The sequence below is a fragment of the Paraburkholderia fungorum genome (genome assembly GCF_046027215.1).
GTDB lineage: Bacteria > Pseudomonadota > Gammaproteobacteria > Burkholderiales > Burkholderiaceae > Paraburkholderia > Paraburkholderia fungorum_D.
The window spans coordinates 3,221,534-3,238,155 of sequence record NZ_JAQQEN010000001.1 but is presented as its reverse complement, the minus strand read 5'-3'; the positions used below and the strand labels follow the sequence as shown (position 1 = coordinate 3,238,155).

Sequence of the window (16,622 nt, the reverse complement as noted above, 5' to 3'; positions counted from 1 at the left end):
CGGCCTCAGCACACTCGAACTGAGTGCGAACAATGTTGGCAAACTGTTTTGACACAGGCTGTATGTCTGATCACAATATGTTCAACCTGTTCTTTCTGGCGTGCGTAGGTCTGTATTACGCAGACGGACCGCCGGTCTGAATCATCTAGCCGCCCATTTTCGGGGCGATGTCCTGCACGCGTGTGGAAGGCAACGCACCCGCGCGTTCGCTGTCACTGCGTTGTTCAACACTGAACCATCCCATGACCAAGCTTCCTTTGCCTACTTTCGACGACGTAGTCGCTGCTGCAAAACGTATCGACGGCGTCGCACATCGTACTCCCGTCATGACCTCGCGAACGGTCAACGAAGCGTTCGGCGCCGAGGTGTTTTTCAAGTGTGAGAATCTCCAGCGCATGGGCGCCTTCAAATTTCGCGGCGCGTTCAATGCGCTGTCGAAGTTCGACGAAGAGCAGCGTCGTCGCGGCGTGGTTGCGTTTTCTTCGGGGAATCACGCGCAGGCGGTTGCCTTGTCCGCGCGGCTGCTCAAGATGCCTGCCACGATTATCATGCCGCACGATGCGCCAGCCGTGAAGGTGGCGGCGACCCGGGGCTACGGCGGGAATGTCGTGACTTACGATCGCTATAAGGAAGATCGGGAGCAGATCGGTCGGGACCTGGCGGAGAAGCAAGGCCTGACGCTGATACCGCCTTACGATCATCCGGACGTGATGGCGGGTCAGGGAACGGCTGCCAAGGAGCTGTTTGAAGAAGTGGGTCCGCTGGACGCTTTCTTCGTGCCGCTGGGTGGCGGAGGGTTGGTGTCCGGTTCGGCGCTGTCAACGCGTGCGCTGTCGCCGGATTGCAAGCTGTACGCGGTGGAGCCGGAGGCGGGCAACGATGGCCAGCAGTCTTTCCGGTCCGGGCAGATTGTCCACATTGACACACCACGGACGGTCGCTGACGGGGCCCAGACTCAGCATCTGGGCGATTACACCTTTCCCATTATCCGTCGCGATGTGAGTGATGTGCTCACGGCGAGCGATGCTGAGCTTGTTGAGGCCATGCGGTTTTTTGCTTCGCGGATGAAGCTGGTTGTCGAACCGACTGGGTGTCTTGGGTTTGCTGCTGCCGCGGGGCAGATGAAGAGTCAGCTCAAGGGGAAACGGGTTGGTATCCTGATTAGTGGGGGGAATGTTGATGTTCAGAAGTTTGTTGAATTGCTATCAGTGAAGTGAAGTTTTAAATTGGGGTTTTATTGCCTTTGGCGGCGGCATTATTTGGTTCGCCTGTGGCGTTGGCTGTTTCTTTTGTTATTGGTTTATTAGCGTTCCCCCTGTGCGGGGGGGCACCTACTTTTCTTTGCCGGCCGCAAAGAAAAGTAGGCAAAAGAAAGCGGCTTACACCGCCAACTCTTAAGTGGGTCTCCTGGCTTGGAGGGGCTCGTGGTGCGATAAACGGATCACACCTCGGTCGGTAACCGTCAGTGACACAGCCGTCATCCGCTCCCACTCCGCACTGCGTGCGTCGCGGACGGGTCCACCAAAGAAACCGGGGGCTTCGTTTGCGCGTGGCGGGGGCCATCGGCTTTGCCTCGGCAAGGCGCCGAAAAACACTGGTGGTTTGATGAAGTATCGCCTCGGCGCGCGCAGCGCCGCCGGAGGAATGACGGCCTGGTCACTCAGGCTAGAAGGTGCGCAGGCTCAATCTCTACGGGGCCACGATCCCCTCCAAGCCAGGGGAACCGCTTAAATGTTGGCGGTGTGAGCCGCTTTCTTTTGCCTACTTTTCTTTGCGGCCGGCAAAGAAAAGTAGGTGCCCCCCCGCACAGGGGGAACGCTAATAAACCAATAAGAATAGAAACACCAAACGCCGTAGGCAAACAGCAGGGGGAACGCTAATAAACCAACAACAAAAGAAACACCAACCGCCGTAGGCAAAACAGCAGCACAACCAAAACAATGCCGCCGCAAAAGGCAAAAAAAAATCACCCATGCCCTATGGCAATAAACCTCTCAAGATGATGATCCTCATCCCCGAGTTGATGATCGATCATCACCAACCGCTTCGCATAGTGAGCCATCGGCAGCTCCCATGTCATCCCAATCCCGCCATGCAACTGAATGCACTCTTCCGCAACGAGTGCCCCAACCCTTCCAATAGTGTATTTAGCCGCCGAAATCGCGCGCTCCCTCACAGCGCGCTCGCCACCCAGCGCAGCAGCTGCATTAATCACCGCCGAACGCGCCTGTTCAATCTCAAGCAACATATCGGCCATCCGGTGCTGTAACGCCTGGAAACTGCCAATCGGCACACCGAACTGCTTACGGGTGCGCAGATACTCAAGCGTGTAATCCTTCGCGACATCCATCGCGCCAACCGCCTCGGCACACAACGCGAGCACGCCACAGCCAATTGCATATTCAAGTGTAGCGAAACCCTCACCGTACGCTCCAAGCAATGCATCGTCGCCAAGCGTGACATTATCGAAACTCACCTCCGCCGCACGACCGCCGTCAATCTTCCGATAACCTCGCACGCTGATACCCGCTGCGTCGCCAGGCACCAGAAACAGCGAGATGCCTTCTTCGGCATCGACGGCACCATCGGTGCGAGCCGAGACCAGAAAGAGGGAGGCCCGCTCGCCGTGCTGAACCACCGCCTTCGCACCGTTTAGCCGCCACGTGCCGCCATTGCGCTGCGCACGCGTCTTCACCTGGGAGAGCTCATAGTGGCTATCCGGTTCGCCGTGCGCGAGCGCAACGATTCGGGAACCGTCGATCATGCCGCCAAGCAAGGTCTGCTGTGTTTCGTTGCCGCTGCGCGCAATGGCCTGGCCGACGATCAGTGTATCGAGAAACGGTTCGACCACGAGGCCGCGACCCAGGCTCTCGAACACCACAGCGATATCGAAACCGCCACCGCCAAAGCCACCATGCGCTTCATCGAATAACGCGCCGATAATGCCTAGCTCTGCAAAGCGATTCCACAGATCGGCGCTGAATCCTTCCGCCGAACCGGCAATCCGGTCTCGCGTTTCAAAACCGTATTGCTCGCTGACAAAGCGATTGAGCGTGTCCGCCAGCATGCGGCGGTCTTCGGTGTGCTGGAAATTCATGGCGTCGCCCCTTACAGTCCCAGGATCATTTTGGAAATGATGTTCTTCTGGATTTCATTCGAGCCGCCGAAGATCGACAGCTTGCGGTTGTTGAAGTAGAGCGAAGCGGCGCTGGCGGCTTCGTCCGGGCCAATCGGCGTGCCCTCGAACCCGTCGTGCAAGGCTTCCTCGATAAACGGCTGCGCGTAAGGTCCCATCGCGCGACGCGTGAGCGATGAGATTTCCTGGCGGATCTCGGTGCCGCGAATCTTCAGCATCGAACTCTCCGCGCCTGGCACGCCGCCGCCGGCCACCGCCGCGATCACACGCAGGTTGGTGGTTTTCATGTTCTCGAGATCGATCTCGACGCGCGCCATGCGAGCCGCAAACGACGGATCTTCCGCGAGCGGGCGGCCATTGCGTCGCTGCTTCGCGGCGATCTTGCGCAGGCGATTGAACGCCGCCACCGAAAAACCGACGCCCGCGATATTCGTGCGCTCATAGGTGAGCAGGAACTTGGCATAGGTCCAGCCCTTGTTCTCTTCACCCACGAGGTTTGCTACCGGCACGCGCACGTCGGTGAAGAACACCTCGTTGACCTCGTGCTCGCCATCGAGCGTGATGATCGGCCGCACTTCGACGCCCGGCGTGTTCATGTCGATCAGCAGGAAGCTGATGCCTTCCTGCTTGCGCACGTCAGTGGCAGTGCGCACCAGGCAGAAGATCATGTTGGCGTAGTGGCCGAGCGTGGTCCACGTTTTCTGGCCATTGACGATGTAGTGCTCGCCATGCGCGTCGATGCCGCGCACCGCAGTGGTTTTGACTGAGGCGAGGTCGGAGCCCGCGCCCGGTTCCGAGTAGCCCTGGCACCACCAGTCGGAGCCGTCGAGAATGCGCGGCAGCCAATGATGCTTCTGTGCCTCGCTGCCGTATTTGATCAGCACGGGGCCGAGCATGTTGACGCCGAACGGCACCACGCGCGGTGCGCCCGCGAGCGCGCACTCGTTTTCGAAAATGAATTTCTGCACGGAGTTCCAGCCCGGGCCACCATACTGCTGCGGCCAATGATTCGCGAGCCAGCCCTGCGCGTGGAGAATGGCGTGCCACTCAGCCATGTCGTCGCGCGTGAGGCGGCGGCCGCCGTGCACCTTGTCGGCGAGGCGCTGCGGAAGTTTGTCACGCAGAAAAGCCAGCACGTCGGCGCGAAAGGCTTCTTCTTCAGGCGTGAAGTTCAGGTCCATGGCGGGTTCTTCCGTAAATATTGAACAGACCGGCGGCGTGCGTGGCCGCCCGTCGATGTGCTTGAGTGTGCGGCCTCAGACCGTCTGGTTCAGGCTCGCGAAATCGGCGCCGCGTTCCACCAGTTCGACCAGCAGTGGCGACGGTTGCCAGAACAGCGGGTCTTCCTTGGCGAATTCGCGGATGTCCGCGAGGATCGTCGCGAGCCCCACCGTGTCAGCATATTTCATCGGGCCGCCGCGATAGCGCGGAAAGCCGTACCCGTACAGGAAGGTGACGTCGACATCGAGCGGCCGCAGCGCGATGCCTTCGTGCACGACGTTGGCGCCTTCGTTGATCATCGCGGCCATGTAGCGCCGCATGATCTCGTCGTCGGCAAAGCGGCGTGGCGTGATGCCGGCGCGTTTGCGTTCTTCGTCGATGATCGCTTCGACTTCAGGATCGGGTGAACCGCTGCGCGAACCTTCGGGATACAGGTAGAAACCGCGGCCGGTCTTCTGCCCGAACCAGCCACGCTCGCACAAGCGGTCCGAGATTTGCACGTAGCGCGCTTGCGGGTTGCGGGTTGCAGCACGGCGCTTGCGTGTGGCCCAGCCGATGTCGCCGCCCGCCAGATCGACCACCTGAAACGGGCCCATCGGAAAGCCGAACGCACGCACGGCCTGATCGACCTGATAGGGCGACGCGCCGTCTTCCATCATCGCGTCCGCTGCGCTGCGATACACCGCGAGTACGCGATTGCCAATGAAGCCGTCACACACGCCCGCGCGTACTGGCGTCTTGCGCAGCTTCTTCGCGAGTTCGAACGCGGTGGCGACCACGTCGGCGCTCACCTGTTTCGGCACCACCACTTCGAGCAGCTTCATGATGTTGGCAGGGGAGAAGAAGTGCAGGCCGATGACATCCGCGGGGCGAGAAATGCTGGAGGCGATCGCGTCGATGTCGAGATACGACGTGTTGGTGGCGAGCACCGCGCCTGGTTTGCAAACGCGGTCGAGTTCGGCGAATACGGCCTGCTTGACGGATAGATCTTCGAACACCGCTTCGATCACCAGATCGACATCGGCGAGCGCGTCGTACGAGGTGCTGCCGCTCCAGCGTGTCATGACGTCCGCTTTCTTCGCGGCGCTCATGCGGCCTTTGGCGACGAGGCCGTCATAGACTTTTTCGATGTGCGCGCGGCCCCGCGCGAGCGACGCGTCGTCGCGTTCGACCATCGTCACCGGCAGGCCCGCGTCGAGTGCGGCGACGGCGATGCCGGCGCCCATCGTGCCGCCGCCCACCACGCCGATGGTGTTGAGCGCGCGCGGTTTGGCATCGCGCGTTTCGGGCGCCTTGAGCACTTCGCGCTCAGCAAAGAACGCGTGAATCAGCCCCGCACGTTGCGGGCTGTCGATACATTGCAGAAAGAGTTTGCGTTCGAGTCGCAGGCCATCGTCGAAAGGTTGTTCGATAGCGGCCTCGATCGCGTCGACGATTTTCAACGGCGAGAACAGACCGCGAGACTTCTTTTCCGTTTCCGCGCGTGCCGTGGCGACTGCGGCAAGGCTCGCGGCGCGGTCGCTGAGCGCGGAGGCATTGCGCGTACGGCGGACCGGCGCATGAGCGGCCAGCAGTTCGTGCACGTAGGCGAGGCCTTCAGCGAGGATGTCGTCGCTGTTGCCAAGCCGGTCGATCAGACCCAACGCAAGCGCTTCCTTTGCTCCAACGTGGCGGCCGCTGAGAATCAGGTCAAGCGCGGCTTGCGCGCCGATCAGACGCGGCGTGCGCTGCGTACCACCCGCGCCCGGCAGGAGACCGAGTTGGACCTCGGGCAGTCCCAGCTTCGCGCCGTCGACGGCGAGGCGGTAGTGCGCTGCTAGCGCCACTTCGAGGCCACCGCCGAGCGCGGCACCGTGAATCGCCGCCACCACGGGCTTCGCGCACGCTTCAATGCGGTTGCAGACGTCCGGCAGCGACGGTGGCACCGGCGGCTTGCCAAACTCGCGAATATCCGCGCCAGCGATGAAGTTGCGCCCGGCGCCGACAATCAGCACGGCCTTGACGGCGGTGTCGGCGTCCGCGGCTTCGATCGCGGCAAGCAGGCCGCGCCGCACGTCGGCGGAGAGGGCGTTCACCGGCGCATGGTCGATGGTCACGAGCAGAACCTTGCCGCGCAATTCGCGCGTAACAACGTTGGCCGAGGGATTGAGGGTCATGTGTGTCTCCTGACTGTGGTCGAGGCGTGCCGGTCTGGCGAATTCTGTAATTGTGGGTTGGACAAGGTTTATTGACAATTACATGGACGGTTGACAGACTGTCAAAAATCCTTTGACAAAGGCTGCATGATGGACATCAATTCGCTGACTTTGCTGGTGGACATCCTCGACGCGGGCAACCTCAGTGAGGCTGCCCGGCGGCTGAAAATGAGCCGGGCCAACGTGAGTTACCACTTGAACCAGTTGGAGCGCTCGATCGGATTGCAACTGGTCAGGCGCACCACGCGCCGGGTCGAGGCGACGGAAATTGGTCTGCAGTTATACGAACACGGTCGCACGATCCAGAACGCGCTGCTGGCTGCGCGCGAGTCGGTCACCACGCTGGGGCAAAGCTTGCAGGGGCGGGTGCGGTTGAGTGTGCCGAGCGGGTACGGTCAACTGGTGATGTCGGACTGGCTGATTGCGTTCAAGCGGCTTTATCCGGGCATCGTGCTGGACGTGATGTTCGAGAACCGCGTGGAAGACCTGATGCGGGATGAAGTGGATATCGCCGTGCGGGTGATGTCCGAACCGCCGCAGAATCTGGTGGCGCGGGACATGGGGCCGGTGCGGTATGTCGCGTGTGCTTCGCCGGATTTTGCCGAGCGGCATGGCATGCCGGTGAAGCTCGATGATTTGCGGACGGCGCCGCTGATCACGTCGGCGGTGGTGGGCAGGCAGTTGCGGGTGGCGGCTTATCTGCGGGATGAGCGGCACGAAGTGCTGCTGGAACCGACGATTATTTCTGAGAATTTTTTGTTTTTAAGGCAGGCTGTACTAGCCGGGTTGGGGGTCGGGCTCGTGCCCGATTATGTGGTGCAGGATGATCTGCTGCGCGGGCAGGTTGTCACCGCGCTCGATGAATGGCGGTTGAGTATATTTGGTACGAATATGTACATGCTGTATATGCCTGATCGGCATCACACTCGGGCTGCGGCTAGTTTCATTGAGTTTGTTTTGGAGCAGGTGAAGGAGAGGGGGGCTTGAAGTGTTTTTGCCTTTGGCGGCGGTATTTTCCTTGTACCTATGGCGTTGGCCTTTCCTTGTTTGCTTATTGGTTTATTAGCGTTCCCCCTGTGCGGGGGGCACCTACTTTTCTTTGCCGGCCGCAAAGAAAAGTAGGGGCGGTTTCAAAATACAAGTGCAACAGCATCAGTTAGGATGCGTGGCATGGGAAAAATATACGAACATCTGAGCGCCGAAGAGCGCGGCGTGATCTTTGCGATGAAGCTCGAGGACCGTACGACAAGCGAGATTGCGCTGGTATTGCAACGTTCGCGCAGTACGATCAGCCGGGAGTTGAGGCGCAATAACTGGAAGCCGAAGCACGAACGCAGCGCGCTGGGCAGGCCCCCGGTTGCGGGTGGATACAATGCGACTTCCGCCGGGCGCCGGGCGACGCAGCTTCGCCACAAGCCGCGTCGTGAGCGCAAGCTACGGCCTGAGGGAAGCCTGTGGAGTGAAGTGCGTGAGCATCTGGACGAGTGTCACTCGCCTGAGCAGATTTCTGCCGAACTCAAACGTAATCATCCGGACAAGCCCGCCTTGAACGCGTCGCATGAAACCATCTACAAGGCCATCTATGCGATGCCGCGCGGCGAGCTCAGGCGCGAGCTGGTAGGCCTGTTAAGACAGGGGCGTAGCGCGCGCAGGCCGCGCACGCGAGGCGAGGACCGGCGCGGCAAGCTGGTCGATATGGCAAGCATCCATATCCGGCCTCCCGAGGCCAATGAGCGGCTGATTGCCGGTCATTGGGAAGGCGATCTGATCAAGGGCGCGGGCAACGGCTCAGCCGTGGGCACGCTGATTGATCGCAGCACGCTGTTCGTGATGCTGGTGAAGATGGAAGACAGCACCGCAGAAGCCGCGTTGAAAGGCTATAGCGCCGCGTTTGCGCCGCTGGATCCGCAACTGCTCAAGACCCTGACTTACGATCAGGGCAAGGAAATGGCGCTGCACAGAAAGCTGGCAGAGGCAACCGGTATCAAGGTCTACTTCTGCGATCCGCATAGCCCCTGGCAACGCGGAATCTGCGAGAACACCAACGGGCTGCTGCGCCAGTTCCTGCCCAAGGGAGCCGACCTGTCAAAGTTCTCGCAGCGCGAGCTTGATGCCATTGCTCTGAACCTGAACCGGCGTCCTCGCAAAACCCTTGGATGGCGCAGGCCTGGAGAGGTCTTCATTGATAACTGCGCAAAGCAGGGTATTGTTATCGACCCCGCTGTTGCACTTGGTATTTGAAACCGCCAGGCAAAAGAAAGCGGCTTCAAACCGCCAACTCTTAAGTGGGTCCCCTGGCTTGGAGGGGATCGTGGCTCCGTAGAGATTAGGCCTGCGCACCTTCTGGCCTTGTCCTGGCCTTAATGATCAAGCCGTTGTGCTGCGGCGGAATGAGCCACGCAGTACCGAACTTTGCTATGCAACCATCGGAAGGAGACGCGATGAACCTCGACGGTCAGACCTATGAATCGCTGGCGGCGGATTTCGCCTGGCGCATTCCCGCGCGCTACAACATCGGCGTGGATGTTTGCGACAAATGGGCCGACGGAACGGACCGCCTTGCGCTGATCTACGAAGATCACGAAGGTGCCGCCACACGCTATACGTTTGACGAGTTGAAGACCCTTTCCGATCGGTTTGCCAACGCGTTGCTGGCAGCCGGGCCACAACGGGGTGACCGCGTCGGCATTTTCCTCTCCCAATCGGTCGAAACCGCTATCGCGCATCTGGCCGCATATAAAGCGGGCCTGGTGGCGGTGCCGCTCTTTGCGCTATTCGGTGTCGATGCAATCGAACACCGTCTGGGCGACAGCGGAGCATTCGCGCTGATTACCGACAACGCGGGCGCGCAGAAGATCGAGGAAATTCGGCATGCGCTGCCAGCGCTACGCGAAGTATTTAACGTCGATATCGACCAGGATGATCCCACCGTGAATGCAGCGACTCGCTCGTTCTGGCATGCACTGAACAACGCCTCCGCCGATTTCACCCCTGTCGATACCAGCGCCGACGATCCCGCGGTCATCATCTACACGTCAGGTACCACCGGCAAACCGAAGGGCGCCTTGCATGGTCATCGCGTATTGCTCGGCCACCTGCCGGGAGTCGAGATGTCGCAGCAGGGTTTTCCCACGCAGGCCACGCTGATGTGGACGCCCGCGGACTGGGCGTGGATCGGCGGGCTGTTCGATGTGCTGCTGCCCTCGTGGCATCACGGCGTGGCGGTCCTGGCGCGCCGCTTCGCCAAATTCGACGGTCAGGCGGCCTTCGATCTGATGGCTCGCCACGCGGTCTCGCATACCTTCCTGCCGCCGACGGCGCTGAAGATGATGCGCGGCGTCGAGCGTCCGGAGCGCTGGACGCTGGCGCTGCGCTCGGTGGCGAGCGGCGGCGAAGTGCTCGGCCAAGAACTGATCGGCTGGGGACGCAAGGCGCTGGGTGTCACCATCAACGAGTTCTATGGGCAAACCGAGTGCAACGTGGTGGTGTCGTCCTGCGCGGCGCTGTTCGAACCGTGCTTTGGCGCAATCGGCCGCGCGGTGCCGGGGCATCGCATTTCGATCATCGACGCGGATGGGAACGAACTGCCGCAAGGCGTAATCGGCGATATCGCGGTGGCCGCGCCAGATCCGGTGATGTTCCTCGGCTATTGGGGCAACGAAGCGGCAACGCGCGAGAAATTCCGCGGCCAGTATCTCGTGACGGGCGACCTCGGCACGCGCGACGCGGAGGGCTTCATCCGCTTCGTCGGCCGCGATGACGACGTGATTACGAGTGCCGGATACCGGATTGGACCGGCGTCGATTGAAGACTCGTTGCTGCGCCATCCCGCGGTATCGATGGCGGCGGTGATCGGCGCACCCGATCGCGAACGCACCGAAATCGTGATGGCGTTTGTCGTGCTCAATCCGGGCTTCGCCGGCACCGACGAACTGGTTCGCGAGATTCAGCAGCATGTCAAAACGCGCCTGGCCGCCCATGAATATCCACGCGAGATCCGCTTCGTGGATAACCTGCCGTTGACCGCCACCGGCAAGGTGATTCGCAAAGCATTGCGCGCGGGACTCGCGCAGGATGAGGACAATTCCGCGGGCAAACCCTGAACTCCCGTGAACACGAGTAGAGGTTCCGCCGCGTCCTGATACGGCTCGCCTCGCGCAAGGGGCGTGGCGAGCGTTGCCCGTTGCGCGGCGGACCGTCACATTCAATCGGTTACCGTCAATTTTCCCGAGCGCGGCCAGCGGCGTTCTGCTGCATTGCAACCTGGAAACGACCCCACGCCCGCCGTTGTTCGCGATGCTTGTGCAAGCGCGACGGCCACGCAATGGACGCGTATGCAACATAGGGCAAGTCCCTGGCACGATTTAGCCGTGCATTACCACTCGCGTGTGCGGCCTCCTAAACTTGATCTGAACAGGAGGGGACACCGATGGCCAAACTCATCCACACGATGATTCGCGTGCAGGATCTGCCGCGCTCGCTGCAGTTCTATCAAACGGCTTTCAATTTCGACGTTTCGCATCGGCTCGACTTTCCTGAATTCACGCTGGTCTATTTGCGTAATCAGGAAGCTGACGCGGAGATCGAGCTGACCTGGAACAAAGGCCGCACTGAACCCTATTCGCACGGCGACGGCTACGGTCACGTCGCCGTATGCGTGGACGACGCGAAAAGCGAACGGCAACGCCTGGTCGATCTCGGCATGACGCCGAATGATTTGCGCGAATTCCATCACGACAACGGCGAGTTGCTGGCGCGTTATTTTTTCATTCAGGACCCTGACGGTTACAAGATTGAAGTGCTGGAACGCTACGGCCATTATCAATAGCAAAATCAAACCAGGCGGCCGCCGCGCGTAGTTGCAGTACCCCACAAGGAGACAGACATGAAGACAACGGTCATTCCGATCGTCGAGTCGGATCACGCACGTCATGCGCATCATCACGATCATGAGCACGGCCATCAGCATCGTGCGGGAGAAGCGGCCGCCGCCGCGCTGCGGATTCCACTGACGCGGCGCGAATTGTTGAGGGGCACAGGCGTGTTGGTGGGCACGCTGGCGTTCTCGTCGGTATTGTCGACGCTCGCGCCGAGCCGCGCCTGGGCGCTTGAACTGCAAGGGCTGGATACGCACCAGGGCGAAGTCATCATGGCCTTTACGCGTCAGCTCTATCCTCATCCCACACTCGACAACGCGGTGTATGCATTGGTGGTCAAGGATCTCGACGCGAAGGCGAAAGCCGATCCCGCCGTACGCCAGCAACTCGCCGACGGCGTCAGGCAACTGGACGCGAAAGCCGGTTCGAACTGGCTGACACGCACGCCGGCCGCTCAGGCGGAAGACGTTGCGGCGCTGGCGGGTTCGCCGTTCTTCAACACGATCCGCAGTACCGCCGTGGTCTCGCTGTACGCCAACACCATGGCGTATGCGCATTTCGGCTATGGCGCTTCAGAGGGAGATGGCGGCTACCTGACCAAAGGCTTCAACAGTTTGTCATGGTTGCCCAACCCACCGGCTGATGCGAGCGGCCCGATTCCGACGGATAGCTAAGACACCGGAGACCAGACATGGATCAGGACAACAACAAGGTGCGTTTTTCGCACAACGACGACAAGGTCGTCGTGATCATCGGTTCGGGCGCGGGCGGTGGCACGCTCGCCAACGAACTGGCGCAGAAGGGTATCAACGTCGTCGTGCTGGAGGCCGGCAAGCTGCACACGCAGGCCGATTTCACCACAGACGAATGGGGCTCGTTCCAGCTGCTTTCATGGCTCGACAAACGCACGACGTCAGGCACGTGGCGCGTGGCCAAAGATTTTCCGAACCTGCCCGCATGGATCTGCAAGACAGTGGGCGGCACGACCGTGCACTGGGCCGGCGCGAGCCTGCGCATCAAGCCGTATGAGTTCAAGGCGAAGACGACTTACGGCGACATCAAGGACGCCAATCTGCTCGACTGGCCGCTCACACGTGAAGAACTCGACCCGTATTACGACCGCGCACAACAGAAGATGGGCGTCACGCGCACGAACGGACTGCCGGGCTTGCCGGGCAATAACAACTTCAAGGTGATGTCAGCCGGCGCGATGAAGGTGGGCTACAAGGAGTGCAATACCGGTCACATGGCGATCAATAGCGTGGTGCGTGACGATCGCGCGCATTGCTTCCAGCGCGGGTTCTGTTTTCAGGGTTGCCGCACAGGTGCGAAATGGTCGACGCTGTACATCGAGTTGCCACGCGCGCAGGCCACCGGCCACATGGAATTGCGCACGCAGGCGCATGTGGTGCGAATCGAGACCGACGCGCGCGGCAAGGCGAAAGAAGTGCTGTATTACGACGGCAACGGCAAATTACAGCGGCAGAAGGCGCGCATCATTGCAGTGGCGGGGAATTCGATTGAAACACCGCGTCTATTGCTCAATTCGCATTCGAGCAAATTTCCGCAAGGACTCGCGAATGGGTCGGGACAGCTCGGGCGCAACTATATGCGTCACACCACCGGCTCGGTGTATGCGGTATTCAACGACAAAGTCGAGATGTTCAAAGGCACCACGATGGCGGGCATTATCGAGGACGAAGGGGGGTTCAATCCGCAACGCGGCTTTGCCGGCGGCTATCACATGGAAACCGTTTCGCTCGGCTTGCCGTTTTACGCGGCGTTTTTCGACCCGGGCGCGTGGGGTCCGGGCTTCGCCCAGGCGATGGATCAGTACGCGTACACGGCCGGCATGTGGATCGTCGGCGAAGATATGCCACGGGAGAGCAATCGCGTCACTTTGAATAGCGACGTGAAAGATCAGTACGGTCAGCCGGTCGCCAATGTGCACTTCGACGATCATCCGAACGACGAAGCGATGCGCGAGCACGCCTACAAGCAGGGCTCAGCCGTGTACCAGGCCGCCGGTGCGAAGACGGTGTATCGCGTGCCGCCGTATCCATCCACGCATAACCTCGGCACCGCACGCATGAGCGCGCGCGCGGATGACGGTGTGTGCAATCGTTTTGGCCAGACGCACGAGGTGTCGAATCTGTTTATCTCCGACGGCAGCCAGTTCACCACCGGCGCGGCGGAAAACCCGACCTTGACGATCGTGACGCTGGCGATCCGCCAGGCGGATCACATCGCGGCGCAGATGAACAAACGCGCGGTGTAAAAAGGGGCGGAGTCCGGCGTTCGGGTTCGACGCAATTGTCGGGCGAAGAACGCCTGCGTATGTTGGCGAAGGGGCGGAGCGTGCCGTGGGCTGGATTCTGCACACGGCGCGCACGCCAGCCCCAAACAAGGAGCAAACGCCATGTGTGGGATTTACATCAACGCCGATCCGATCCTGTATGAGTCGCGCACCCGCTCGTTGCGGATTCACGGCGTGATCACGACCGTCCGGCTGGAGAATCTGTTCTGGGACGTGCTGCACGAAATCGCCGCATGCGAGAGCATGACGACTAGCCAGTTCGCCGTGAAGCTCTATGACGAACTGATCGCGCTGCGTGGCGAGATGCCGACTAACTTCGCATCGTTTCTGCGCGTGTGCTGTTTGCGCTATCTGTCGGTGCGCACGGAGAAGGGCACGAGCGCGCCCGATTCGGCGCCTGAACCGGCGCTGGCCGTCGGCGAGGCACGACCGCGAATTCTCAAAACCGTTTGACGCGAAGGCACGGATGGCAGATCACGTCCGCGCAAGCCCAAAGAGGAGAGCGAGCACGCGACTAGCGGGCACAGGCAGGGACGTTGGCGCATGCTACGATGCATCGATCCTCGCGTAGAACGCCGGAGACATCGATGAGTCCAGGGAATGCCGCCCGCTTCGACCAACAGTTCGCGCCTCGCATCGCCGAGGCCCTTGCCGCCTGTTTCGCCACGACCGTGCATACCGAAGTGCTGCCTTACGGCGGCCACGGACATCCCACACGGGTACGCATTCATGCTGTGCCGATCGAAGACCTGCGCCACTATCCGCATCCTTTGAATCTGTATTTGACGTGGGATAGCGACGAGATCGAAAGACTAATGGACGCGGCAGGGCCGGCGCGCTTCGCCGGCTATCTGGCCGCACTGCCGCGCAAGCTCGAGGCGTGGCGTCATGCGCGCGAACTGGATTTTCGCTCGCATACACAAGCCGAGCCGGTGGCGCTGATCGGCGGACTGGACTTCGAGTCGTAGGCGCCGCGCGGCAAACGCACGGCGCTCCGTGCGTCAGGCGGCCACGCCGAGACGGAAGAAACTCACGCTTTGCACCAGACCCGATGCCTTGCTTTGCACGGCGTCCGCTGCCGCGGCGGCTTGTTCGACCAGTGCCGCATTGCTCTGCGTCACCTGATCCATCTGCGTGACCGCATCGTTGACCTCCGCAATGCCCGCTGCCTGATCGACGCTCGCCGTGGCAATCGCCTCGACAATACGCGTCACGCTGCCGGCACTTTCCACTACACCGTCCATCGTATGGCTCGCGTGGTTGATCAGTTGCGTGCCCGCATCGATCGTTGCAACCGACTCGCGAATCAGCGCCTTGATTTCACGCGCGGCATCGGCTGAGCGTTGCGCGAGACTGCGCACTTCGCTTGCAACCACCGCGAAGCCGCGCCCCTGTGTACCGGCACGCGCCGCTTCAACCGCTGCGTTGAGCGCCAGGATATTGGTCTGCGCCGAGATGGCTTCCACCACCGCGATGATATCGACGATGCGTTTGGAGGCCGCGTCGATCTGGCCCATTGTGCGTACCGCGTCGGTCATCACGGCGCCGCCGTCACGCGCTGCTTGCGCGGCGGTTTGCGCGAGCGCGGTGGCCTCGCGCGCGTTGGAGGCGTTGCGCTGAACCGAGTCGGTGAAGTGCTGCATCGAGGCGGCGGTCTCTTCGAGCGAGGCGGCTTGCTGTTCAGTACGTGCCGAGAGATCCAGGTTGCCCGCCGCGATTTCCTGCGTCGCACAGGAAATCGTCGTCGCGCCTTCGCGAATCTCGCTGACGATATGCCGCAAGCGCTGGTTCATGTCGTTGAGTGCGACCAGCAACTGGCCGGTCTCGTCGCGACTCGCTACGGCCACATCGGCGCGCAGATCGCCCGCCGCGACCGCCTGCGCGACGCCAACCGCCTGCCGGACCGGCACGGTGATGCTGCGGCTCAGAAACCAGAGTGCGAACGCTCCCACGCCGAGCGAGCAGATCACGACTGACAGCAGCAGGACGCAGGCAAGGGCGTACGCGTGCTGGGCAGCTTCGCCCGTGCGTACGGTCGAGTCCTGCGCCTGTTGCATGACGGACGCGACGATGTCGTCGATGGCAGCGGTCGGCGCGCGGTCGATACCTTTGACCAGCCCGTCGACGACATGCGCAGTGTTCGGATCGGCAGCGTCGTAATGCTTGAGCGCGTCGAGGTAGCTGTCCTGCAACGACGCGTGCGTGGCGAGCGCCTTGTCGACGCCGTCGACATTGGCGCCCAGCGCGCTCAACTGGTCTTTCAGACGCACCAGCGCGGCGTGCGTCGTGCCACTTTCCTTGCTAAAGGCGTCGCGATATTTTGCGAACGCAACTGGGTCCGCGCCGCGCAGCAACAGGTCTTTCCATTCCTGCACCTGTTTCTTGAACTCGACTTGCGCGACACGCGCGGTATCGGCGGCTTGCGCATACTGGCTGAGCGTTTGCGCGGACTGGATCTGCAACGCGTGCGTGTCGGATAACGCATGCCAGCCTTCCAGCCCCACCACTACGGTCGCGGCGAGCAACACGGTGCCGAGCAGCGCCAGCTTGACGGCAATCTTCAGATTTCGATAGAACGACACTGCGATTCCTTTGATATGTGCTTTAGCTCAGCTTGAATTGGGTCACTGCGGCCGCAGCCGCTGTCGGTTCCTCGACCAATGCGGCGCTTTCGCTGATGCCGTCCACGTGCCCGCTCTCGACGGCGTTCAGACTGCTATTGATGGCATCGGTGTTATACGAGTTAGCGACAACGTAGTTGAGAACCGCATTGGCAGCGAGCGCAACCACAACGATAGCGACGCACAGTGCGACGATGCGCGCGCGAATGGAGGAGAACATGTGGGGAGTCTTTCGGAGTAAGCAGTGAGCCGTGG

At 61.2% G+C, this 16,622-nt stretch carries 13 protein-coding genes and 1 pseudogene; 9 read left to right on the top strand and 5 right to left on the bottom strand.

What is annotated here, in order from left to right:
- The first annotated feature begins 242 nt into the window (after positions 1-242).
- Positions 243-1,217 (top strand): threo-3-hydroxy-L-aspartate ammonia-lyase, encoded by a 975-nt coding sequence (locus tag PQR27_RS14325; protein WP_408524274.1) that lies wholly within the window; start codon positions 243-245, stop codon positions 1,215-1,217.
- Between the two features lie 749 nt (positions 1,218-1,966).
- Here the strand turns inward: PQR27_RS14325 and PQR27_RS14320 are convergent.
- From PQR27_RS14320 to PQR27_RS14310, 3 genes are all read right to left on the bottom strand, one after another.
- The gene (locus PQR27_RS14320) at positions 1,967-3,097 is read right to left on the bottom strand and encodes an acyl-CoA dehydrogenase family protein (protein WP_408524273.1); all 1,131 of its coding nucleotides are present in this window, start codon (positions 3,095-3,097) and stop codon (positions 1,967-1,969) included.
- Positions 3,098-3,108: 11 nt separating this feature from the next.
- Positions 3,109-4,317: an acyl-CoA dehydrogenase family protein gene (locus PQR27_RS14315; RefSeq protein WP_408524272.1), complete on the bottom strand. Its 1,209-nt coding sequence runs from the start codon at positions 4,315-4,317 to the stop codon at positions 3,109-3,111.
- A gap of 75 nt (positions 4,318-4,392) precedes the next feature.
- Positions 4,393-6,513, bottom strand: coding sequence for a 3-hydroxyacyl-CoA dehydrogenase NAD-binding domain-containing protein (locus tag PQR27_RS14310; protein WP_408524271.1), 2,121 nt, complete (start codon positions 6,511-6,513; stop codon positions 4,393-4,395).
- Positions 6,514-6,642: 129 nt separating this feature from the next.
- Between PQR27_RS14310 and PQR27_RS14305 the strand changes: the two genes are divergently transcribed.
- The 8 genes from PQR27_RS14305 (at position 6,643) to PQR27_RS14270 (ending at position 14,714) form a co-directional block, all read left to right on the top strand.
- Positions 6,643-7,539 (top strand): LysR family transcriptional regulator, encoded by an 897-nt coding sequence (locus PQR27_RS14305; RefSeq protein WP_408525490.1) that lies wholly within the window; start codon positions 6,643-6,645, stop codon positions 7,537-7,539.
- A gap of 183 nt (positions 7,540-7,722) precedes the next feature.
- A complete protein-coding gene (locus PQR27_RS14300; protein WP_408523912.1) occupies positions 7,723-8,793 on the top strand; it encodes an IS30 family transposase in 1,071 nt (356 codons plus the stop codon).
- Between the two features lie 200 nt (positions 8,794-8,993).
- On the top strand, positions 8,994-10,655 hold the full coding sequence (locus PQR27_RS14295) for an acyl-CoA synthetase (protein WP_408524270.1): 1,662 nt from the start codon (positions 8,994-8,996) through the stop codon (positions 10,653-10,655).
- A gap of 326 nt (positions 10,656-10,981) precedes the next feature.
- The gene (locus PQR27_RS14290) at positions 10,982-11,380 is read left to right on the top strand and encodes a VOC family protein (protein ID WP_408524269.1); all 399 of its coding nucleotides are present in this window, start codon (positions 10,982-10,984) and stop codon (positions 11,378-11,380) included.
- Positions 11,381-11,437: 57 nt separating this feature from the next.
- Positions 11,438-12,103: a twin-arginine translocation signal domain-containing protein gene (locus PQR27_RS14285; protein ID WP_408524268.1), complete on the top strand. Its 666-nt coding sequence runs from the start codon at positions 11,438-11,440 to the stop codon at positions 12,101-12,103.
- A 17-nt stretch (positions 12,104-12,120) separates the two neighbouring features.
- Complete coding sequence (locus PQR27_RS14280) at positions 12,121-13,707, top strand: GMC family oxidoreductase (RefSeq protein WP_408524267.1); 1,587 nt, start codon at positions 12,121-12,123, stop codon at positions 13,705-13,707.
- Positions 13,708-13,848: 141 nt separating this feature from the next.
- The gene (locus tag PQR27_RS14275; RefSeq protein WP_408524266.1) at positions 13,849-14,199 is read left to right on the top strand and encodes a ribbon-helix-helix domain-containing protein; all 351 of its coding nucleotides are present in this window, start codon (positions 13,849-13,851) and stop codon (positions 14,197-14,199) included.
- A 134-nt stretch (positions 14,200-14,333) separates the two neighbouring features.
- Complete coding sequence (locus tag PQR27_RS14270) at positions 14,334-14,714, top strand: DUF5594 family protein (protein WP_408524265.1); 381 nt, start codon at positions 14,334-14,336, stop codon at positions 14,712-14,714.
- Positions 14,715-14,747: 33 nt separating this feature from the next.
- Here PQR27_RS14270 and PQR27_RS14265 read toward each other — a convergent pair whose 3' ends face one another.
- Both PQR27_RS14265 and PQR27_RS14260 read right to left on the bottom strand, forming a co-directional pair.
- Positions 14,748-16,328 carry a methyl-accepting chemotaxis protein gene (locus PQR27_RS14265; RefSeq protein WP_408524264.1) on the bottom strand — a complete coding sequence of 527 codons (1,581 nt, stop codon included), beginning with the start codon at positions 16,326-16,328 and terminating at the stop codon, positions 14,748-14,750.
- A gap of 79 nt (positions 16,329-16,407) precedes the next feature.
- Positions 16,408-16,587, bottom strand: a pseudogene (locus tag PQR27_RS14260) (methyl-accepting chemotaxis protein); the annotation flags it as partial.
- Positions 16,588-16,622 lie beyond the last annotated feature (35 nt).